This is a genomic window from Aliivibrio sp. S4MY1 (assembly GCF_028765545.1).
Taxonomy (GTDB): Bacteria; Pseudomonadota; Gammaproteobacteria; order Enterobacterales; family Vibrionaceae; genus Aliivibrio.
On sequence record NZ_JARACP010000007.1, the window covers coordinates 221,196 to 242,042 of the forward strand.

The 20,847-nt window shown below is 37.9% G+C and carries 20 protein-coding genes; 11 read left to right on the plus strand and 9 right to left on the minus strand.

Annotated features, from left to right (window positions below; translation table 11 throughout):
• Positions 1–3: 3 nt before the first annotated feature.
• On the minus strand, positions 4–240 hold the full coding sequence (locus tag PVK71_RS10125) for a DUF3389 domain-containing protein (RefSeq protein ID WP_274418140.1): 237 nt from the start codon (positions 238–240) through the stop codon (positions 4–6).
• 204 nt (positions 241–444) lie between these two features.
• Here PVK71_RS10125 and PVK71_RS10130 point away from each other — a divergent pair, with 204 nt between their 5' ends.
• Positions 445–1,572, plus strand: coding sequence for an acyl-CoA desaturase (locus PVK71_RS10130; RefSeq protein ID WP_274418139.1), 1,128 nt, complete (start codon positions 445–447; stop codon positions 1,570–1,572).
• Positions 1,573–1,640: 68 nt separating this feature from the next.
• Here the strand turns inward: PVK71_RS10130 and PVK71_RS10135 are convergent, their stop codons facing one another.
• Positions 1,641–2,606, minus strand: a complete 966-nt coding sequence (locus PVK71_RS10135) for a S1 family peptidase (protein WP_274418138.1) — start codon at positions 2,604–2,606, stop codon at positions 1,641–1,643.
• A gap of 203 nt (positions 2,607–2,809) precedes the next feature.
• Here PVK71_RS10135 and PVK71_RS10140 point away from each other — a divergent pair, with 203 nt between their 5' ends.
• Positions 2,810–3,823 carry an acyltransferase gene (locus tag PVK71_RS10140; RefSeq protein ID WP_274418137.1) on the plus strand — a complete coding sequence of 338 codons (1,014 nt, stop codon included), beginning with the start codon at positions 2,810–2,812 and terminating at the stop codon, positions 3,821–3,823.
• Between the two features lie 4 nt (positions 3,824–3,827).
• Here the strand turns inward: PVK71_RS10140 and PVK71_RS10145 are convergent, their stop codons facing one another.
• Entirely contained in the window at positions 3,828–4,733 is a 906-nt protein-coding gene (locus PVK71_RS10145; RefSeq protein ID WP_274418136.1) for a LysR family transcriptional regulator, read from the minus strand.
• Between the two features lie 187 nt (positions 4,734–4,920).
• On the opposite strand from PVK71_RS10145, the gene PVK71_RS10150 reads away from it, so the two are divergent.
• Positions 4,921–6,972: an alkyl/aryl-sulfatase gene (locus PVK71_RS10150; RefSeq protein WP_274418135.1), complete on the plus strand. Its 2,052-nt coding sequence runs from the start codon at positions 4,921–4,923 to the stop codon at positions 6,970–6,972.
• A 56-nt stretch (positions 6,973–7,028) separates the two neighbouring features.
• Here PVK71_RS10150 and PVK71_RS10155 read toward each other — a convergent pair whose 3' ends face one another.
• Complete coding sequence (locus tag PVK71_RS10155; RefSeq protein ID WP_274418133.1) at positions 7,029–7,934, minus strand: DUF808 domain-containing protein; 906 nt, start codon at positions 7,932–7,934, stop codon at positions 7,029–7,031.
• Positions 7,935–8,080: 146 nt separating this feature from the next.
• Positions 8,081–8,962, minus strand: coding sequence for a DUF5666 domain-containing protein (locus PVK71_RS10160; protein ID WP_274418132.1), 882 nt, complete (start codon positions 8,960–8,962; stop codon positions 8,081–8,083).
• Positions 8,963–9,044: 82 nt separating this feature from the next.
• Here PVK71_RS10160 and PVK71_RS10165 point away from each other — a divergent pair, with 82 nt between their 5' ends.
• The 6 genes from PVK71_RS10165 (at position 9,045) to PVK71_RS10190 (ending at position 15,449) form a co-directional block, all read left to right on the plus strand.
• Positions 9,045–9,710 carry a response regulator transcription factor gene (locus PVK71_RS10165; protein WP_274418131.1) on the plus strand — a complete coding sequence of 222 codons (666 nt, stop codon included), beginning with the start codon at positions 9,045–9,047 and terminating at the stop codon, positions 9,708–9,710.
• Positions 9,685–10,947, plus strand: a complete 1,263-nt coding sequence (locus PVK71_RS10170) for a sensor histidine kinase (RefSeq protein ID WP_274418130.1) — start codon at positions 9,685–9,687, stop codon at positions 10,945–10,947. Before PVK71_RS10165 ends, PVK71_RS10170 begins: the two co-directional genes overlap by 26 nt.
• Before the next feature lie 67 nt (positions 10,948–11,014).
• Complete coding sequence (locus PVK71_RS10175; RefSeq protein WP_274418129.1) at positions 11,015–12,187, plus strand: YcbX family protein; 1,173 nt, start codon at positions 11,015–11,017, stop codon at positions 12,185–12,187.
• A gap of 89 nt (positions 12,188–12,276) precedes the next feature.
• A complete protein-coding gene (locus PVK71_RS10180) occupies positions 12,277–12,693 on the plus strand; it encodes an RNA-binding S4 domain-containing protein (RefSeq protein ID WP_274418128.1) in 417 nt (138 codons plus the stop codon).
• Positions 12,694–12,908: 215 nt separating this feature from the next.
• On the plus strand, positions 12,909–13,526 hold the full coding sequence (locus PVK71_RS10185) for an NAD(P)H-dependent oxidoreductase (RefSeq protein ID WP_274418127.1): 618 nt from the start codon (positions 12,909–12,911) through the stop codon (positions 13,524–13,526).
• A 6-nt stretch (positions 13,527–13,532) separates the two neighbouring features.
• Positions 13,533–15,449 carry a monovalent cation:proton antiporter-2 (CPA2) family protein gene (locus PVK71_RS10190; RefSeq protein ID WP_274418126.1) on the plus strand — a complete coding sequence of 639 codons (1,917 nt, stop codon included), beginning with the start codon at positions 13,533–13,535 and terminating at the stop codon, positions 15,447–15,449.
• 87 nt (positions 15,450–15,536) lie between these two features.
• Here PVK71_RS10190 and PVK71_RS10195 read toward each other — a convergent pair whose 3' ends face one another.
• On the minus strand, positions 15,537–17,051 hold the full coding sequence (locus PVK71_RS10195; RefSeq protein WP_274418125.1) for a DUF3612 domain-containing protein: 1,515 nt from the start codon (positions 17,049–17,051) through the stop codon (positions 15,537–15,539).
• A 136-nt stretch (positions 17,052–17,187) separates the two neighbouring features.
• On the opposite strand from PVK71_RS10195, the gene PVK71_RS10200 reads away from it, so the two are divergent.
• A complete protein-coding gene (locus PVK71_RS10200) occupies positions 17,188–17,751 on the plus strand; it encodes a hypothetical protein (RefSeq protein WP_274418124.1) in 564 nt (187 codons plus the stop codon).
• Between the two features lie 71 nt (positions 17,752–17,822).
• Here PVK71_RS10200 and PVK71_RS10205 read toward each other — a convergent pair whose 3' ends face one another.
• Both PVK71_RS10205 and PVK71_RS10210 read right to left on the minus strand, forming a co-directional pair.
• Entirely contained in the window at positions 17,823–19,172 is a 1,350-nt protein-coding gene (locus PVK71_RS10205; protein ID WP_274418123.1) for a diguanylate cyclase, read from the minus strand.
• A 162-nt stretch (positions 19,173–19,334) separates the two neighbouring features.
• Positions 19,335–19,715, minus strand: coding sequence for an MmcQ/YjbR family DNA-binding protein (locus tag PVK71_RS10210; RefSeq protein WP_274418122.1), 381 nt, complete (start codon positions 19,713–19,715; stop codon positions 19,335–19,337).
• A gap of 41 nt (positions 19,716–19,756) precedes the next feature.
• Between PVK71_RS10210 and PVK71_RS10215 the strand changes: the two genes are divergently transcribed.
• Complete coding sequence (locus PVK71_RS10215) at positions 19,757–19,948, plus strand: hypothetical protein (RefSeq protein WP_274418121.1); 192 nt, start codon at positions 19,757–19,759, stop codon at positions 19,946–19,948.
• 6 nt (positions 19,949–19,954) lie between these two features.
• On the opposite strand, the gene PVK71_RS10220 is transcribed toward PVK71_RS10215, so the two are convergent.
• Positions 19,955–20,743, minus strand: coding sequence for an AraC family transcriptional regulator (locus tag PVK71_RS10220; RefSeq protein ID WP_274418119.1), 789 nt, complete (start codon positions 20,741–20,743; stop codon positions 19,955–19,957).
• Positions 20,744–20,847: the final 104 nt, after the last annotated feature.

Genomic DNA, 20,847 nt, shown 5'->3' on the forward strand with positions numbered 1-20,847 from the left:
TGATTAATAAAACTCGATAGTAATACCTAATTCCTGAGCAAGTATCTCTAGTTGCTCAGCATTATCGAGTTTAATTGACCACTTCATACCACTTCCTACAGCACTTATTACGTTAACCCCACCAATTAAAGTAAGTGCATCTGCTTCAGCCTGCATGGTTACCCTTGAGGTGTTATTAAGTCTCACTACCATCTCGTGTGGATTTACAATTATATCGCCTTCGGAAAACGTAACTTTCATTCCCTACTTCCCAATCTTAGAATGCCTACAACCTCAAATTATACTATTTTTCTCTGATAGAAAGTGCTCTTTTTACACCATGCTAGTTACTTCATATTTTCTGTTCATCACATTTGTTACATATTCATCACTGCCTTTTCTTGACTAAAATATCCACACAATCTACTCTAGCGCACAACTGTACGCTTAAATGGAATATTTATTATGCATCAAGGATCAAAACCACCTATTATTTGGTTAAATGTATTTATATTTACATCAAGTTTATTACTCGCTTTAATCGCGACCCCACTTTATGCCTATTACAATGGACTAAGTAGTGAACATTGGATCTGGCTATTAATCGCTTTCAGTTTTTGTAATCTATCTATCACAGCAGGTTATCACCGTTTATGGTCGCATAAAGCCTACAATGCCCACCCTGTCCTGCGTTTTATTTTTGCTTTAGGTGGTGCATTTGCACTACAAAATAGTGCTCTGCATTGGTCTTCTGACCATCGTGTTCATCATCGCCATGTTGACAATAACGACAAAGATCCTTATTCCGCCAAACGTGGGTTTTGGTTCTCTCATATAGGCTGGATGCTACGTCATTACCAACCTGCAACTTACAATGATTATGCAAATTGTCGTGACCTACAAAAAGATAATATCGTGATGTGGCAACATAATCATTACGTACCACTTGCCCTATTAATGAATATAGGAATTCCTGTATTACTTGGCGTAATTTACGGAGACATTATCGGCATGCTACTTGTGATTGGTGCTGTGCGCTTGGTATTGAGCCACCACACCACTTTCTTTATCAACTCACTTGCTCATATCTGGGGTTCCCAGCCTTATACTGAAAAAAACACCGCGCGTGATAATGGCATTTTAGCTGTATTTACGTTTGGTGAGGGGTATCATAACTATCATCATATTTTTGAGAACGATTACCGAAATGGTATTTACTGGTGGCAGTATGATCCGACAAAGTGGTTCATCAAAAGCTGTTCATGGTTTGGCTTAACAGACAAACTTCGAGTAAGTCCGCAAGCAAAAATAGAGAAAGCTAAAGCCCTTATGTTACGTAAGAAAGCGGAAGATAAAATTGCATCTCTCCATAATTATCATGTCGTTAAAGAACATTTAGAAGCAGAGTATGATGCGCTGATTGAACGTATGTCTGAGTATTATGATTCTAAAAAGAAACTGCTTGAAAACAAAAAGAATGCATTATCAAAACAATATGAATTAGCATTACTTCGTGTGCAGCATAAGCAGATCAAACTACAATTTGAGCAGCAGAAAAAAGCATGGAATAGTTTAATATTACAGTACGTTTAATCTACTTTTTCTATACAAAAAAGGACACTTCATAATAAGTTGTCCTTTTTAATTATTTTCCGATACTATCAAAGTAATTTTTTACGGTAGACGCTCAACAGAAGCAACCCAAACAAACTACCAAAAGTAAATGCGCCACCAGAGCCACCACTTAAATCTATCGCGGTTCTTGTAGGTACTATTTCACCATTTTGTGCTTTGCGTATCCAATCTGAATATTGGCTAACATCAGTAAAAACTGATTGTGCATTTAGTGTTCCATCACCACAAACACTCGGACCGAAACTAACAATACCTATTTGAGTTTTTACACCTTTATTATCCCAAATCAGTGGGCCACCGGAATCCCCTTGGCACGTTGCTGTAACTAAATCACTGACATCAAAAGAGCTTCCTGTTGCACAAACTTGTTTATTTGATGTGGTCAAATTAGTCCATATATTACATACATCAGGAGTAACGTATGTCACCGTCGCTTCCCTAAAGTCAACTTGGCTGTTTGCTGTACTTGAATTTAATCGACCATAGCCAATAATGTTAAAGTTTTTCACTGGGGTTGATCTATATTCCTGCCCTTCAGCTGTCGAGTCACCTAATATAGCAGCGTGTGATGATGTATATGTCGGTAAAGGTTGAGATAACTCAAGCACAGCTACATCATTAAGTAACGTTGAGTGATTATAGTCACGTGGATAATAAATCTTTTTAACTGCGACTCTTTGTGCAGCCAACATGCCTTGACCATCATTCGCTTCTATGGCAACTTTCATATTCCCAATACGGTAAGAGGCCACATCATAAACACAATGTGCTGCAGTTAAAATATGAGTGCTATCTAATACTGAACCACCACAAAATGGATATATTGTTCCCGGTCGGCTATCATATTCAAACATTAGTGAAGCCATGAATGGATAATCAGCCACATTTGCAGAGTTTCCTCCGACAATATATGGTGAAACATTAATATCTTCTGCTTGTAGGGCAAAAGAGCAGAATGATAATGGCAATACCAAACCAAGAGCTAGTTTCATCTTTATTCCTTGATACACGGATAATATATGCTAATAATATACCAATAGGTTATTTAATTTTAGCGCATGTTTGCTATTTTTTCATCTTCAGCAACACTTTTCGTTGCAGTTAACATGATTTTAATGTCCTTACATAAATAAAACACGTTATCGCGATATTTAGAATGCAACTAAGCTAATCAAAATAAATAGTAGGGAATACGATGGGAAGAGTTTTCTTTTTTGATTTACTAAGATGCATTGCCGCAGTTGCAGTAGTGGCGATTCACGTATTAGCTCCCTATCGACATGAGTTAAATGCCATCCCTTTTGATGAGTGGGCAACGGCGGTTTCTGTGAATAGTTTAAGTCGCTGGGCTGTTCCTGTTTTTATTATGATCACCGGCGCATTAATGCTCAGTGACAAAAGAGAATTTGACGCCTCATATTATGTAAAAAAACGGCTTGGTAAGGTTTTTGTTCCTTTTATTTTCTGGTCAGTTTTTTATGCGTTATTTTCAGGATTAACTGCGCAAGGTTATGACTTTGAAGCAGCAAAAAAAATTCTTATCGTTCTGCCTTTTGAATACACTTATTACCATCTAGGCTTCTTTTATTATTTTCTTCCGCTGTATATCGTTATCCCGTTTTTTCGAGTGATGGTTCAAAAAATGGATAATACCGCACTCTTTTCACTTATTGGCGTGTGGTTACTTACTACCTGTTTCTTTCTTGTTAAATTTGAAGGGTTCTGGAGCACAGAGATCTGGCTGTATAGTGGTTACTTGCTGTTAGGCTATGCTCTATACCAACGAGTTTCATTAACTAAAACGAACACCATAATCGCACTCATTATTGGTGTAACAGCACTCGTAACAACCGTTTATATGGTGATAAGCCAAAGTGTTCTATTAGGAGAATATACGGTAGGTAGGTGGTTATCTTATAAGACCATAAATACCGTTGCAGCCGCTGGAATGCTGTTTTTTGTTTGTCGCTATTATGGTGAATCACTTTCAGATAAATCACGTAAAATTGTTGGATTTATTAGTACCTACAGTTTAGGTATTTACTTACTTCACCCATTATTCTTATGGCCAATGAAAAATTACGAGTGGTACGAAGGACATAACCCGATGTGGGTTATCCCTGCTTGGGTCATACTCAGTGGTGCTGGTGCCCTTGGATTAAGTTGGTTACTTTCTAAATCCAAGAAAACAGCCTGGCTTGTACCTTAATTTATTAACCCTGTTCGGCTGTGATGATTAGTTGTCGCAGCCATTGATTCGCTTTGTTTTTTTCAAATTTCGTAGTCCAAATCATATGGATTTTTGTTGCTCGTACAGGAAAAGGGACATCCAATAATTGCAAGCCAAAGCTCTCTTTATACTGAGAAATCAAACGAACTGAATTAATACCAATAACATCCGATTGAGCAACACACGCCATCATTCCCATCATGGAGGTATGCTCACTGCCCATTTTACGGTTCGGCAAGGCCTCTTCAGCTAAGTAATCTGTTATTGTTTGCTTAAAGCGACGAATGTTTAAAAATGCATGATCTTCTTCAAAGAATCGCTCCCGAGTAATAATTCCTGATATTCTTGGGTGACCACACCGTGCGATACAACATATTTCATCTTCTGATACCACCATGCTTCTCAATGACGACTGTCTTGGTTTCATCACATCCAATGCCAAATCTACTTTCTCTAGCATCAAGGCATCAATAATCTCTTCTTCATTACTCGGTAACTCTCTTAGCGTCACCGTAATACCACTCTCTTTGAGCAATGCTTTTAATCGTATCTGCAACCGAGGTAATACTGACTCTAACGCGTAAATAGAAAATGCTCGCTTCGATGTCTTAGGATCAAATGCCTCACCTTCATCACCGACATTTGTTAAAACCATAATCGAAGACTCAACTTGTTTAAACAAACTCGCACCATAATTTGTCATCTCTATGCCACGACCTGAACGTACAAATAATTCACGACCTAGAGAGGTTTTTAGACGACGAATAGCATTACTCACCGACGACTGCGTTAAATCAAGCTCTTCTGCCGCTTTAGTGAATGAACCCGTTTGACATACAGAAACAAAAACTCGTAATAAATTCATATCGAAATCTTTTTGCTTTGGCATTTTCTACCCCTTCTAGTTCCTGCAATTAAACCACTTAATACATTTATATTGTAAATATCAAGTATACAGATTTCTCTATTTTTAAAATATATAGAGATCACTAATATAGATTCCAACACTGAGGCAAAGCATTAATTCCTCACATTATTTTATTATTCCGTTCTAATTTACTTACACAGGTGGATTTATGAAAAAAACGATTTTAGCTGTTGTTATCTCATCAATATCTTTAGGTTCAATCGCAGCAGAGCACAACCATGAACACTTTAGTGAAATTGGTAAACAAGGCGGTAAACTAGCAACCAAAACAACAATAGAAAACAATGCAGCCTTTGCTAAAACATTAAACTTTTCTGATACTCGTGCTTTTGAAAATAATAACAAAGGTCTCATTGCTTCATTCGATAAAAAAACTGGTGACATTATCCGTAATAGCTTTGACTTTATCGACCCATCTGTAGCTAACGCTGATAATGCACCTGATTCAGTAAACCCATCGCTATGGCGTCAAGCCGTTTTAAACCAAGCTGCGGAAGGTTTATACGAAGTAATTCCAGGTAAAATATACCAAGTTCGTGGCACTGATTTAGCTTCAATCTCTTTTATCCGAAGTGATAGTGGTTGGATCGCTTATGACGTATTATTAACACGAGAATCAGCAAGCCAATCATTAAAATTCTTCCAAGAGAATGTACCAGAAGGTGGTAACTTACCTGTTGTTGCCATGATCTACTCTCACTCACATGCCGATCATTTCGGTGGCTCAGCAGCCATTAAAGAAGCCTTTCCTGATGTGAAAGTGTATGGTTCAAAACACATAACCAAAGAAATTGTTGATGAAAACGTATTAGCAGGTAACGCGATGTCTCGCCGTACCGCTTATCAATACGGTGCGACACTGAATCGTCATGAGCATGGCATAGTTGATGCTGCGTTAGCTAAAGGCTTATCAAAAGGCGCGATTACTTACGTACTGCCAGATTACGAACTCAACCATAACGAAGAAATTGAAACCTTAGTTATTGATGGGTTAGAAATGCAATTTATGGATGCTTCAGGTACAGAAGCGGCATCAGAGATGATTACCTACATTCCAAGTATGAAAGCGTTATGGTCAGCAGAATTAACCTACCAAGGCATGCATAACCTTTATACGCTTCGTGGGGCAAAAGTACGTGATGGACTAAAATGGTCTAAAAAAATTAATGAAATGCTAGTGACATGGGGAGAAGAAACCGATGTTCTGTTTGCTTCACATTCTGCACCTGTATGGGGAACAGAAGAGATCTCTGATTTCTTAAAGATGCAGCGTGATGCCTACGGTTTTACGCATAACCAAACTCTACGTCTAGCGAATAACGGTGTTGTTTTACAAGACATGGGTGATGAAATTTACACAGTAATGCCAGAAAGCATCCAAAAAACGTGGCACACCAATGGTTACCATGGAACCTATTCTCATAATGCTCGTGCCGTTTACAATATGTACTTAGGCTACTTTGACATGAACCCTGCAAACTTAAACCCACTACCAGTGAAACCTGAATCGGCAAAGTTTGTAGAATACATGGGTGGCAGTAAATTAATTCTAGAGAAGGCAGAGACTGACTTTGAAAAAGGCGAATATCGCTTTGTTGCCACTGTTTTGAATAAAGTTATCCAAGTTGAACCAAAAAACAAGGATGCTCGTGAATTACTAGCAGACACGTACGAGCAACTAGGTTATCAATCAGAAGGAGCTGGTTGGAGAAATATTTACCTAACAGGTGCTCAAGAGCTGCGTGTTGGCACACTGCCTGGTGCACCAAAAACTGCATCTCCAGATGTTCTTGCAAACATGACGGTTGAAAACTTATTAGATTACCTGGCAGTACAAGTGGATTCAGTAAAGGCTCAACACAAACCATTTACATTAAATTTGGTTCTGCCTGATAACAAAGAAACATACTTTGTGGAAATGTCTAACGGTAACTTAAACAATATTTTAGTAGATAAAGCAATGAAAGCCGATGCGACACTATTCATTAACCATGCCGATATCTCGCAAATTTTACTAGGGAAAACCACATTAGTAGAACTGATTGAAAATGAAAAAGCAGGGATAAAAGGCGATAAATCAGTACTACAAAAACTGACAAGTTCACTAACTCATGCAGATGAAAGCTTTGAAATTGTCCCTCGCCCTGAAAAAGGTGAAGAGGTAGATGCTGAGTTATATGACAACACTCATAAACACTAATTACAAAGTATAGTAAGATCTAAACAGCCGATGTATAACACATCGGCTGTTTGGTATTACGCTCTAAACTTATGGTACAGACTCATCACAGCAAGAAGAATAAAACCACTTACTAGCCCTACCACCCCATTTCCAACGGTTGGAAATGTCACGGAAACATAAGGAATAGTAGGAAGTAAACTAACTACGCTTTCTAACGCATGGTGAACAAATGGAAGACTGTGTACCACAATACCACCACCTACTAAGAACATAGCGATGGTGCCGACGACAGTTAAGAACTTCATTAACTTTGGTGCCATTGCAACTAAGCTATTCCCAATAGAGCTCATCACGCCTTTTCCTTCACTTTTACGTTGAAGATAAAAGCCTAAGTCGTCCATTTTTACAATGCCAGCCACCAAGCCATAAACACCGATCGTCATTAAAATAGCAATTAAACTCATCACTAACACTTGAGTTAAAAACGGATGTCCTTGTACCGTACCCAAAGCAATAACAATAATCTCGGCAGACAAAATAAAATCAGTTCTGATCGCGCCTTTTATTTTCTTCTTCTCGTAGTCTTCAATATCTTCTGGCGACGTTTGTTCTTCTTTTTCATGTGCTTTTTGAGCATCATGATGATGAAAGAATTTCTCATGAATTTTCTCAGCGCCTTCAAAGCAAAGGAATAAACCACCAATCAATAATAATGGAGTAATCAACCAAGGGGCAATCGAGCTAATTAGCAAAGCTGCAGGAACCAAAATTAACTTATTCTTAAATGACCCTTTAGCAACGCCCCATACCACCGGGATCTCTCGCTCAGCTCTAACACCAGACACTTGTTGTGCGTTGAGCGCTAAATCATCACCCAATACCCCCGCCGTTTTCTTTGCTGCCACTTTCGACATCAGAGCAACATCATCAAGTACTGATGCAATATCATCTAATAGTGTTAATAAACTTAACCCTGCCATTTTGTTTCCTTATTTTGCCATTTCACTACATCTAATATTAGATATTAATCCTAATTTATCGATTGTCATGGCTTATTTTTTAGATAGTACATAAAAACAAAAAACCACTGGCTTATAAAAGGCAATGGTTTTTAATAATCTACAAATTAATCAAATTCGATTTCAGATGCTTGTAATTGACCTGCGTTATTAATCAAATCAACATCGACTTTTCTGCCTATTGCTAGATCAGATTTAATGCCATCTTCAAAGCGAGTATTTTCAGTAATAGCGACAACTGTTTTACCATTTAATGTCATTGATGTTTTATTAGTATTAATAGCGGTTACATAACCTTCTATTTCGGCATTTGCTAAATCTAAACCATCTTCAACATCAACTTCATAAGCTGAAAAATTGTTAGCACTATCATATCTACCTTCAATTTCAACCCAAGCGCCTTGTTTTAATTCATGGCGATCCTCAGAATCAATATTGTTGTTTGAATAATTAACAGACAGTGTCCCTATGTTAAAAGAACCAAATGTTGGAACAGATGTAATTCGACCTTCATATAAATCCAGTACTGGGATTGAGCCAACTTCATAAGCTGCATTGATCTGCCAATGTTCATGTTGATCAACATAGCCAAACAACATCGCTCTTTTTCCTTCAAGGGCATTGCCAGTAAAGTCTTTTTTCGTATTGAGTACTTGTCCATTAACCGTAATTGTCGTCGGTGTTACATCGGTTACCATACCCACAATTTCAGGATCAATATCTACTTCATAAGCCACACCATCGTCATATTCAATGTCGACTTGCATACCTACATCAAGCTCTGTTGAATTAACATAATGTCCATTTAACTCAATATTAGCACTCGCTAAACTTAATGGCATCGAGTTAACTATCATCGAATCATTGCTTTGATCAACCGACTCAATTGCACCAATGTATGAGCGTGAAGCACGACTATCACCCGAATCATCCGACCCACAGCCAGATAACATTACAGTTCCTAATAATAAAACAGCGACTTTTTTCATTTTTTAACCTAATTATTATAAATTATGTACTTTATAGGAGTACTATAATGAGATACGTGTGAAGGATTCGTGAAGAAGAAAAATGAAAGTACTAATTGTTGAAGATAACCATCATGTTGCAGAAACAATCGCTGACTACCTAGAACTGGTCGGTATCGATATTGATTGCGCTTACCATGGTGTCGCCGCGATAGAAATATTAAAAAAAGGAAGCTTCGATGTTATCGTTATGGATATCATGATGCCAAAATTAGATGGGATCAGCACAGTTGAAACATTACGTAACGATCACGCCTGCAGTACCCCTATTCTTTTCTTAACCGCAAAAGATACCTTAGAAGATAAAATTCACGCCTTTGAAGTCGGTGGTGATGATTACCTTGTAAAACCATTCGCGATGGAAGAATTACATATGCGTTTACTTGCTTTATCCAATCGCGGTCGACGTACTGATATTGGTAAATTGACGTTTGAAGATATGGAAATGGACGTCAAAGCAGGCACTCTATATCGCCAAGAAAAACTCATTAAATTAGCGCCAATTCAGCTAAAAATTATTGCATTATTAATGAAAAAAGCGCCTGATATTGTCAGTAAGACTGAACTTGTAGAGCACGTTTGGGGAGAAGAATCTCCATCAAGTGATGCATTAAGAAGTCATTTATATACCATTCGAAACGCCGTAGACAAAGGCTTTGATACCCCACGACTAGAGACCATTCATGGAAAAGGTTACCGACTTAAATAATCACTCGCAGCAGCCGAGCTTTTTTAAAAAAATCCGTTGGACATTTGCCATTCTAACCTTTCTAATGTTTGGACTTTTCTGGGCAGTTATTTATATTGCAGAAGATCAATTAGAAATCATTAGTCTACACCACTGGTTAGATACAGAAGCCAGCCAATACACCCGAAAATACGCTCAATTAGGTAGAGATACCCCACTGCCTAATGAAGAAGAGTTTTCTACGTATTGGAGTGAAAGAGAACATCCACTTTGGCTTAACAACTACAAAAAAACGGGGTTATATGAACAGCTGCTAGGAACAGAGGATAAACACTTTATTGTCATCGACCACCCATCTGGTGATGGCTTGCTCTATATTCTCTTCCAAGATGATGCTGATGATTACTTAGATAAATACGAAGCTAATTTACATTACATTACTGTTGGTTTAGGCATTATTACGACTATTTTAATGGTTTTATACGGGATCTATTTTGTTCGTAGTATTTCAACGCCTCTACGTCATATTCAACACAAAGTAGATTTAATGTCGCCAGAGCACCCAGACTTTACTATTGACACTAAATACCAAGAAACCCAAGATATTGAACGTTCCTTATTAAAAAGTAAGCATCATATTGCCCTGTTTTTCACTCGTGAGAAAGAATTCAGCCGCTTTGCTTCTCATGAATTACGCACTCCTATCATGATCATTCAAGGATCTGCCGATTTACTTGCAAAGGTGCCAGACCAACCTCGTGTCGCACTCAAAGCAATTAATCGATTACATCAAGCAAGTGAAGAGATGACTCTGCTTACTGAAACCTTTTTGCTATTAGGTAAACAAGAAATAGAAGCGCATCATTTTCATCATTATCAAGTAGAAGAGATCTTACAGACACAACTTAACCATTTAGAACCCCTATTTGCCAAACAAGAAATGGGCGCTCAGTTAAGTATAGTTAAAGGTGAAGTATGTCTTGCTCCAAGTAGCTTTATTACGGTTGTGATTAATAACTTAATAAAGAACGCCTTCAGCTACAGTGTAGGCGATATACAGATAAGCCTAGGCAACAATAAACTATGTATTATCAACTGCCATGATGGTAACGACACCTACAATGCAGGTTATGGCTGCGGCTTAGTTATTGTTGAACGCATCTGTGAGCGAATGGCTTGGGAATTTGATATACAAAAAACGGAGAAAGATTTCATTACTACTGTCACCTTTAGTTCATATGATCTTTCAGAGTCATAATGAATAGATAATAGACAGTAAAATAAAATAGACTTTGATACACTTTACGTAAATCACTGAACAAAGAATGGATGCTATCGTGAGCCAAATTAATTCAACGCCAAATTTATCAAACATCAATGTATTCCCTGTAAAATCAATCGCAGGGATTTCGCTATCTACTGCTCAAGTTGAAAAGCAAGGCTTACAATGCGATCGCCGATTCATGGTTGCATCATTAGATGGAAAAATGATTACCGCTCGCACTCATCCACAAATGGTAAAAATTAAAGCCATTATTGAACCTGATGGGTTAATCCTTTGTTATCCTGGCCTCATTGACTTACATGTCACTTTTAATGACCTGGAAATGAAAGAAGTTAATACGACGGTTTGGAGCGATAGCTTTACGGCCTTCTCCACCACAGAAGAAGCCAATCAATGGTTCACTTCTATTTTAGGCACGAATGCACAATTATTGTTCTCTGGTGAGCAATCCAATCGTGTGCGCGAAAAAATTCAAACCAATGTGAGCTTTGCCGATGGTTATCCATTATTGGTGATCAGTGAAGCTTCACTTGTTGAACTAAATAAACGCAGCAGCAGCCATCATACTATGGCTCAATTTCGTACTAACTTAGTCGTTTCAGGTAACGAAGCCTTTATTGAAGATTCTTGGAAACGTATTCGTATTGGGGAAGTTGAGTTTGAAGTAGTTAAACCTTGCCAACGCTGCATTTTAACGACAGTAAATCCAAATACGGCTCAGTATCACCCAAATAAAGAACCATTAAAAACCTTCTCAACGTTCCGTGCTGATACGTCTGGTAATGTGTATTTTGGTCAAAACCTCATTGCTAAAAATGAAGGGATGATTAACGTCGGTGATAAGATCGAAGTATTAGAAACCAAAGAGAAAGAATACTATGCAGATTCAGCCTCTATTGCTGTAACTCAACAAATCACAGTAGATCCAATCAACGTAACAGAAGACACTAAATCAGACGAAATCACCATTAGCTTAAATGGAACTCTGTTTAAAGGTAATACACAAGACCCGTTGTTGAACCAAGCGGAAGCCGCTGGACTTAATATAAATAACAGCTGTCGTTCTGGTTTATGTGGTGCTTGTCGAGTCACTCTAGAGTCTGGTGATGTTGAGCAAGAAGATTCCCCTGCTCTTAACCAAAAATTAAAAGATGCAGGAATGATTTTAGCCTGTTGCTCTGTACCTAAAACTGACATCGAAGTGGTCGATTAATACTTTCACTTGAATGACAAAGAAAGGCGCTAGGACGATGCCTTTCTCTCAGTTACAATAGCCATAATTCGTAATCCTAAGAGAACCACATGTCAGATCAAGAAGAATTTGAAGTAGAAGCGATTGGCGTTGAAGTAAATGTTCAACCTATCGAACTCTATAAAGTATTAAAAATAGCTAATGTCGTTAGTGGCGGTGGTGAAGCCAAACACGTGATTGGTGAAGGCTATGTAGGAGTTAATGGCGAATTGGAACAACGTAAGCGTCGTAAAATGTACGATGGCGATGTTATTGAGTTCAATGACGAATATTACGTTGTTATCTGTGATACTCCAGTGGGTGAATTACCTGAAGTTAAAGAAAAACCTCAATTTATTCCGGTAGAGCCTGAATATACAGAGCCTAAACCTAAAAAAGAGAAAAAAGAAAAGAAGAAGAAGCAAAAACCAGAAACTCCAACAACGGTTGATCCAGAAAGCGGTCGCCGTTCAATTAATTTCTTCTAATTCTATACTTTAAATAAGCTCCTATCTTCAAGGAGCTTATTATCTCCCTCCTCAAACTCTCTTGATAAGTCTAATTAAGCATTGAATTTATAAGTATCGGAATTGCGATCATAAATCTTTCATCCGTCCCACATACACATTAACCCTATTTTATTGTTATGATTATAAGGTATGTAGGATTTACTTTATAAACTTAGTAAAAACAAAGAGGTTTTATGACAAAGCAACCAAAGAAAGTATTGATCTTATTTGCTCATCCTTCTCAACATCGCTCAGAAGTGAATGTATCACTGATTAAAGCAGCAAAGAAAATCGAACATGTCACGGTGGTTGATTTGTATCATGACTATCCAAAATTTAATATTGATATTGATAAAGAGCAGCAACGCCTACTTGAGCACGATGTGGTGATTTTTCAATTTCCGCTGTACTGGTATTCTACACCGGCTATTTTAAAAGAATGGCAAGATATGGTGCTTGAGTATGGGTTTGCTTACGGTACCGAAGGAAAATCATTAGAAGGCAAAATTTTTCTATCTGCCATTACCGCTGGTGGTAAAGAAGAAGCTTATCAAACCAATGGTTATAACCAATTTACTATTCGTGAACTTCTACACCCTCTTGAGCAAATGGCTTCTTTAACAAGCATGGAATACATCGCGCCATTAGTGCTTTTTGGTGCTCGAACTGCATTAGAGGATGAGCGTGTAGAAAGACATACTGAGCGATTTAAAAATTTACTCTCTGCGTTAATTGATGATCGCGTGGATATTTCAGTGGCAAAAACGTTACCTAAACTAAACCACTCATTCGACAAATTTATTAAGGATTAACGCATTATGACGGGATATTTTTTACAAGCTTTTATCTATCTCTTTGCTGCTGTGATTGCCGTTCCTATCGCTAAACGTCTTGGCCTTGGTTCTGTTCTTGGTTATCTAATTGCAGGTGTGGTTATTGGCCCAATCATTGGCTTAGTTGGTGAAGAAACCACAACAATTCAACATTTTGCTGAATTCGGCGTTGTTATGATGCTCTTTTTAGTTGGTCTTGAACTCGAACCAAAAATGCTATGGGGAATGCGTAATCGCTTAATGGGATTAGGTGGCCTACAAGTCGGTGGTACTACCGCTATTGTAATGAGTATTGCTCTGTTCTTTGGTCAACCTTGGACTATAGCCCTCACTATCGGTTTAATCTTTGCACTCTCATCAACCGCTATTGTATTGCAGACCTTCAATGAAAAAGGCCTTGCGAAAACAGAAGGCGGTCAAAATGCCTTCTCTGTATTGTTATTTCAAGATATTGCCGTCATTCCAATGTTGGCTTTTATTCCATTATTGGCATTGCCTGAACTAATTGAAAAAGCACAATTAGCAGCAGCAACCGCAGCAGAGCATCATGATGAGATCAGCCTCGTCGCAGGGCTACCAGGCTGGGCTTATGGCTTAGTGATTACCGCATCTATTGCGCTTGTAGTGGTTGGTGGTCATTATCTTAGCCGTCCACTGTTTCGCTTTGTGGCAAGCTCTGGACTGCGTGAAATATTTACGGCAACGGCTTTAATGCTTGTGATTGGAATTGCAGCTCTTATGAGCTTAGTGGGACTGTCACCAGCACTTGGGACTTTCTTAGCGGGTGTAGTATTAGCTAACTCCGAATTTAGACACGAACTCGAATCGAATATTGACCCATTCAAAGGGCTGTTGCTCGGCCTGTTTTTCATTACCGTTGGTGCAGGGATTGACTTCGGTATTCTGTTTGATGACTTCTTTACCATTATCGGTTTAACCATTGGTGTAATGGCACTAAAAGCCGCTGTTCTATATGTATTGGCCTTAACCTTTAAGATCAAAAACAGTAATCGTTGGTTATTTACATTAAGTTTGGCTCAAGCCGGTGAATTTGGATTTGTATTATTAAGTTTTACGGTTCAAAACCATGTATTACCACCAGAAGTCGCACAGCCATTATCATTAGTGGTTGCTCTTTCTATGTTCTTTACTCCGGGGTTATTCATTCTTTTTGATAAAGTGATATTACCTCGCTTCGAACAGAAATCGAATGATAGAGAGTCGGATAACATTGATGAAAAAGGCACGGTAATTATTGCTGGTGGAGGCCGATTTGGCCAAGTAGTCAATCGCTTCTTAGTATCAAACCATGTAAAAACCGTTGTACTTGATCACCAAGCCGATCAGGTTGATTCACTACGCCAAGTGAATACAAAAAGTTACTTTGGTGATGCGACTCGTCCTGACCTACTACATACCGCCGGAATTGAACATGCTGCAATGTTGGTCGTTGCTATCGATAACCAAGAAAGCAGTGTCGAATTGGTAAAATACGTTAAGCACACTTACCCAAAAGTAAAAGTGCTCGCTCGCGCTTACGATAGAGGCCATTCTTATATGCTTCGTTGTGCAGGTGCTGATTTCATTGAATCTGAAACGACTCGCTCTGCACTTGAGATGGGAGCAGAAGCAATGCGTGAACTTGGCCAGCACCCATTCCATGTAGAACAACAAAAATTGGCCTATAAGAAAGTCGAAAATCAAAGCTCTGATAAACTGTATCAAGCATGGTTAGATGATTCAGAAGGCGAGAGATTTGATAATAACTATCGAAAATTGTTTATTGAACTTGAAAGCACAATTAAACATGCCATGAGTAAAGATCGTTCTGATAAACACAACCAATCAGAGCGTGCATGGACACCACCACCAAAAGGTTATGCTGATGATCTTGATGAATAACCAAATGGGTCAATAGATCGAATATCTACACATAAAAATGCCCTATTCTCACTGACTAGGGCATTTTATTTTGCAATTAAACAATCCTTATTCTTTGCATTCAGAGTAACAACTTGGCTTTCTTGGACACACAGCTCCACGAGAACAAATCACTCTTGCATCGGTTTCCAACCCACGTTCAATCCAATTAATATTTAATATCTTAGCAACGCTGATCAACTCTCTTTTAATACTCTTGGCTATAGGGCTTTCACCGCCATTCTTCACACACGCTTTTTGTAGATCACGAGCTAATGACACCGCGTCTTTTCCCTGAGCCTCAATTGCCGGGTTCAAGTCAATACCAGCGCATAACACACGATTATTACCTGCTGGGTCAGTCATATTGACCGATTCACAACAATAGATACGAGGTTCGTTATTTACATTAAGAATAGATATTTGTGCCGAACTCCCTTCTTTTGGCTCAGATAATCGGCGAAATACCGCCCAGTGATGACAAGGATCATTTACTTGTTTCATATTTCCCCAAGGTAAGGGAATGCCATTTCCACGATAAACCGCTTTCAATTTCCCAGGAGCGTACGCATCAAAATAATGCCAATGAGGATACGGAGAGACCACGGTCATTCGTCTCATCGCCACAGAAGGAGAAACTCCTGCTAAACGATGAGCATCAATCTCATAGCCATAACGGTCTAATAACTGCCTAAAGGGAACTCTTGGGCACAACAAAGCGCCCGCAAAAAAGCTAGACTCAAAATCGCGCCATGCATGTAAAATATCTTGCGCGTTTAATGAACTGTCAGTGTGGTGTATTTCATCATCAAACACTCGATGGCTACCCACAGACAAAGAACTCTTCAGCCCTTCTTTGTTATGTAAAACACAATGACCAATGTATACCGCTAAATCGTATTTCAATCGAGTCGGATGATTCTTTAAAATTTCATTCAGATAGACGGTGCAAGGTGGCTCAAAAAAGGAAGTTAGTAACTCTTTACCGTTAACACCAAACTCATCGACAACAGACTTTGGCGTATCTTGCACCCACTTAAGAATTAAGCCATGATGCGCAGCCAAATCCATCATCTGTTCAACACTCAATGGTAATTGTTTTTGTCCTACTTCTTCAGCGGCACGTTCTAAATCAGGAAAGTGGTTTTGATTGTTTTCTTGATGGGCTCGAATAAGAAGGTGTGCAAATTGGCGACCAGTAATTCCTGTTTGGTTCAGCATCTCAGGGATCGCAATTTGTAAAATATCATTAGAAAACAGAAAACTCGGTTCAAGTGCCATACCACTGATCCCACCTCTACGTCCCTTATCTGGTGTAATGGCTTGTGCTTCTGGTTCGCTATCTAAGAACCATGAGGATTCTTTTTGAAACACCGTAGCGATAACTTCCAACATATCAGCGCTGGGAACCCGCTTTCCTCTCTCTATCATAGAAAGATAAGACACTGACGGTGAATTCTCAGGATCAACTCGAATACAGCGAGTAGAGAGATCTTCCATCGTTAAGTGATTGCGTTTTCTCAGATTTCGAATTTTTGTTCCAAGAAAATGACTTTGTCTAATAATACTTTTTGACTGACGCATCTTGTAAAATTCACACTGTTAATTTTTTGTTGTGAAATTGTAACCAAAACTACGCTAAGCTTCAATACAAGTAAGCAAACAACTCTGACCAGTGTGACTTACTTAACTTTAAGGATGATAAATTGAGGGCAAGACTATGGCTATCACAAATATAAACAACACAAATAACGCACAACAAGAAACTCCGTTTATGGCTGAAGCTGTCTATGCCGTAGAAACAATGGATACCACTAAACGAGAAGAAAAGCAGAATCAAATTAAGTCTCTACTTGATCAACTATTCCCTTTAACTAAAGGCTCACATAAAGACGTAACTAATTATCTGCTAGATTACCATCACTTAGTGGTTTTCTTTAAAGATGGTGGATGCAGTGGGTTACGTAACCCAGGAAAATTTGTTGCTTTTACTGGCCATCGCTCATCACCTGATACCATTCTTTTAAAAGACAATAGTGGTAGCCATGTAGAGATCATTTTTGGTCATCATGAACCGGGAAAACACACTTTGGTAACTATTGAAGATATTGAGATTGAAACTTGTACGACCTTTACTCAAGACTTTGGTCTAGCAGCCATGCGTCATTGGATTAGCCTACTGAAGCGTGATGAAAAATCAAATCATAAAGCACATAGAGAAGACAAAGAATACACCGCAAAAAATGGGGATGATTATCAATTAGCGTGTTGCTTTAATATTTAATAAAAATATAAAAAGTAAAGGTCACATTAACTAATGTGGCCTTGCTTATGTCACCTATAAAAACTTAATAACTAATGCCGTTTATTAAAGTACATACTGCGATCTGCTTTATGTAGCAAGTCATCAACTGAACCCATTTCTGGGTCAAAACAGCTATAACCAATCGTTACCTTCACGTAAATAAAAGTATCTTTATACGTTATCGGCTCATCACTTATCGCCAACTTTATTTTATTTATAATAAAATAAATATCTTTCTTTTCGTGGATTCTTGGTAAAAGGACAAGATACTCATCACCACCAATACGAGCAACGACGTCATTACTTCTTAACGCTTTAGACACTCTTCTTGCTACCTCTCTTAGTACTTCATCACCCGCAGCATGACCGTGCATATCATTAATATTTTTAAATTTTTCTAAATCTAAATTTAGTAATGCAAAAGGCGTTTTTTTCCTTTTTGATTTCGAGAATAAAGAATTCAGTGTATACATGAAATAGCGACGATTAGGTAACTGAGTCAGTTCATCTTCAAGAGAACGATTGGTTGCTATAACATACAATCTAAAAATAATCGTAATAGACAGTAACATTAAGATAGAAAAGGTATAACCCACTAGACGAATAATATTAATTTGATACCAAGGATTTACCTCACTCAGTTTTTTTTCTTTAATGGCCATTTGCCAACTACCGTAGGGAAGCGTCACTGTCTCAGTAATGATAGGATTGCCAAATATCTTAGGGTTGCCAAAAAATACATCGCCTTCAGCCCCTTTACTGTCTCTTCCTCGCATTGCGAAATGATATTTAGTTTTTAAGTCAAAAATTCCAGACTCATAAAATAAACCATCGATATCAAGGACAATACTAATTGAGCCCCAATAATCCTGATTATAAGGAGGATCAGTAAATACTGGCATTCGGGCAACAAAAGCACTTCCACCTTGAATTAAATCAACAGGACCTGCAATAAAAATAGTCTCTAAATGACGTGCTTTTTGTACCGTTAGCCATTGATTCTGTATGCTTCTAAAATCAAGACCTAACGCTTTAACGTTCCCTTTTAAAGGGTAAACATATTTGACTATATCATCAGGGGCGATTGCCAAATGCCTAATATTCAACGAATCTCGATACAGTTCTGCTGCAATCAGATCCCACTGTTTAATCGTAGAGTGCGGGTTAACCGTAAGTAATGTAGATAAGCTATTAGCATAATAAATATCAGAATAAATAAAACTTTCCAAAGTCGCTCTTACTGTAGCCAACTCAGCTTTAGACTTACTATTAACTTGGTTCTTTAAATACCTATTTTGCTTTATATGTAAATCTTCAACCACCCAGATAATGACAAAAATACAAAAACTTAGTAACATTATAGTTGTAGATTTTTTAGCTAAAAATAGTTTAACCTTCATTTCTGCTCTCTATCTGAAATACACCTGTTAACACAAAAACTGATATTGCACTAAAAAAATAGTTGTATTTAAACATAACATTTGTATGTTTATCAATCAGTTCTATTTAGAAAATTATTATTATATTCAGCCAACGTCGATATATTTTAGTTACAGAGCTTTTTACACCATCATTTTCTGTATTTTTGTTAATTTAGACGTAATAAGGTCATAAGAGCAATCAATCCAGTCTTCTAACATTCCAATAGACACTTCATTATTGACTGCGATTGTAATCCAATGTTTCTTGTTCATATGGTACCCCCGCTCAATACATTCAAACTCTTCACTTAAAAAAGTAACATTCTCTGGGGAGGCTTTAAGCGTAATAGTTAGTTTTTCATTACGGTAACCAATTAGAGCAAACATTTTACCAAAAACTTTAAAGACTTGTGCATCTGGACCAAATGGGTAAGAGTCTTCACTACAAGGTTTAGCAAGAAGATAATCTATCATTTCTCTTTCTGTCATTTGCGTTGGTTCAATTACAAGTGTGTCATTCAATGTTAATATTCCTTTAATTATTTTATTACTGAAGAGTTTCCATGTCATCAGAACTCAAACTTATCCCTATTGCTCTGTTCTGTGCGTTTCTCTCTATTATAGGTCACTTTATCCTCAGTAGCCTTTTTTCTGATGCTAACTGGCTTGAATACGTAGCTGCAATCATCCCATTAAGTATGATTATCATTGTTTATTTCGCTTTTAAGTTTGCGGTAAAAAATGATGAGCGATAACGCACCTCAAATTGAATGTTTCAGTTTATATTGCTCTGGTGTGCAATCAGAATAACGCTTAAACATGGTAATAAACGGGCTAGTTTGATTATAGCCTAAGCTAAACGCGACTTCTTTAATCGACATTTTATTTCTTAGTAACTCTAAAGAATAAAGGTATCGGATCCTTAATCTCCATTCCGTAAAACTCATCCCTAACTCACTTTGGCAATGTCGGGATAACGTCCTCTCTGTCGTATGATTTTTTGCAGCCCACTCAGCTAACGATGTTTCATCTGAGGGGTTCGCTTCAAGCGTTTCAAGAATTGGTTTTAATAATTTATCCGTAGAGGTAGGTAAAAAGCGTTCACTTTGTTTAGCAATTAATAGTTGGTCAAACAGTACCTTAATTAATCTATCTTGCTGTTCATTTTCTGGCTTTTGGATTTTATGCTCTCGTAGCTCTTCAATTAATGCCTCAACTAACGCACTCACTTCTAGTAAACAAGTATGCTCAGGAAGTCTTTTAGCTAACTCTGGAGTAATATTTACAGAGCAATAAGCAATGGGCTTTCGATTATAGCTTTGATGTTTTACTCCTGCTGGAACCCAAATGGCAAAATGAGATGGAGCAAGAAAGCGCTGCCCTTCTGCTTTCAGTTCTAAAATACCACCACTAATGATCTGTAATTGCCCCCATGAGTGAGAATGAGAACGAGTTTCGGTATTTGAACGAAAAGCATCAAACAACAAATAAATATCTGAAGGCAACGTCTCAAAAGTAACTGATGCTTGTATATGTCGTTGCCCAGCCATCCCTTAACCTCAATAAATCATAGTAACTAGAATAATCGTATCTAATCATAGTTATTTACAGCGAACAAGTTATATTAATATAAATGAACAAAGCGGTGCTAATC

Coding starts and splice junctions, on each gene's coding strand:
- PVK71_RS10200 (WP_274418124.1), top strand. CDS start 17,188: ATGGCTATCACAAATATAAACAACACAAATAACGCACAACAAGAAACT.
- PVK71_RS10135 (WP_274418138.1), bottom strand. CDS start 2,606: ATGAAACTAGCTCTTGGTTTGGTATTGCCATTATCATTCTGCTCTTTT.
- PVK71_RS10180 (WP_274418128.1), top strand. CDS start 12,277: ATGTCAGATCAAGAAGAATTTGAAGTAGAAGCGATTGGCGTTGAAGTA.
- PVK71_RS10185 (WP_274418127.1), top strand. CDS start 12,909: ATGACAAAGCAACCAAAGAAAGTATTGATCTTATTTGCTCATCCTTCT.
- PVK71_RS10140 (WP_274418137.1), top strand. CDS start 2,810: ATGGGAAGAGTTTTCTTTTTTGATTTACTAAGATGCATTGCCGCAGTT.
- PVK71_RS10190 (WP_274418126.1), top strand. CDS start 13,533: ATGACGGGATATTTTTTACAAGCTTTTATCTATCTCTTTGCTGCTGTG.
- PVK71_RS10205 (WP_274418123.1), bottom strand. CDS start 19,172: ATGAAGGTTAAACTATTTTTAGCTAAAAAATCTACAACTATAATGTTA.
- PVK71_RS10195 (WP_274418125.1), bottom strand. CDS start 17,051: ATGCGTCAGTCAAAAAGTATTATTAGACAAAGTCATTTTCTTGGAACA.
- PVK71_RS10170 (WP_274418130.1), top strand. CDS start 9,685: ATGGAAAAGGTTACCGACTTAAATAATCACTCGCAGCAGCCGAGCTTT.
- PVK71_RS10125 (WP_274418140.1), bottom strand. CDS start 240: ATGAAAGTTACGTTTTCCGAAGGCGATATAATTGTAAATCCACACGAG.
- PVK71_RS10130 (WP_274418139.1), top strand. CDS start 445: ATGCATCAAGGATCAAAACCACCTATTATTTGGTTAAATGTATTTATA.
- PVK71_RS10220 (WP_274418119.1), bottom strand. CDS start 20,743: ATGGCTGGGCAACGACATATACAAGCATCAGTTACTTTTGAGACGTTG.
- PVK71_RS10165 (WP_274418131.1), top strand. CDS start 9,045: ATGAAAGTACTAATTGTTGAAGATAACCATCATGTTGCAGAAACAATC.
- PVK71_RS10175 (WP_274418129.1), top strand. CDS start 11,015: ATGGATGCTATCGTGAGCCAAATTAATTCAACGCCAAATTTATCAAAC.
- PVK71_RS10145 (WP_274418136.1), bottom strand. CDS start 4,733: ATGCCAAAGCAAAAAGATTTCGATATGAATTTATTACGAGTTTTTGTT.
- PVK71_RS10150 (WP_274418135.1), top strand. CDS start 4,921: ATGAAAAAAACGATTTTAGCTGTTGTTATCTCATCAATATCTTTAGGT.
- PVK71_RS10160 (WP_274418132.1), bottom strand. CDS start 8,962: ATGAAAAAAGTCGCTGTTTTATTATTAGGAACTGTAATGTTATCTGGC.
- PVK71_RS10215 (WP_274418121.1), top strand. CDS start 19,757: ATGTCATCAGAACTCAAACTTATCCCTATTGCTCTGTTCTGTGCGTTT.
- PVK71_RS10155 (WP_274418133.1), bottom strand. CDS start 7,934: ATGGCAGGGTTAAGTTTATTAACACTATTAGATGATATTGCATCAGTA.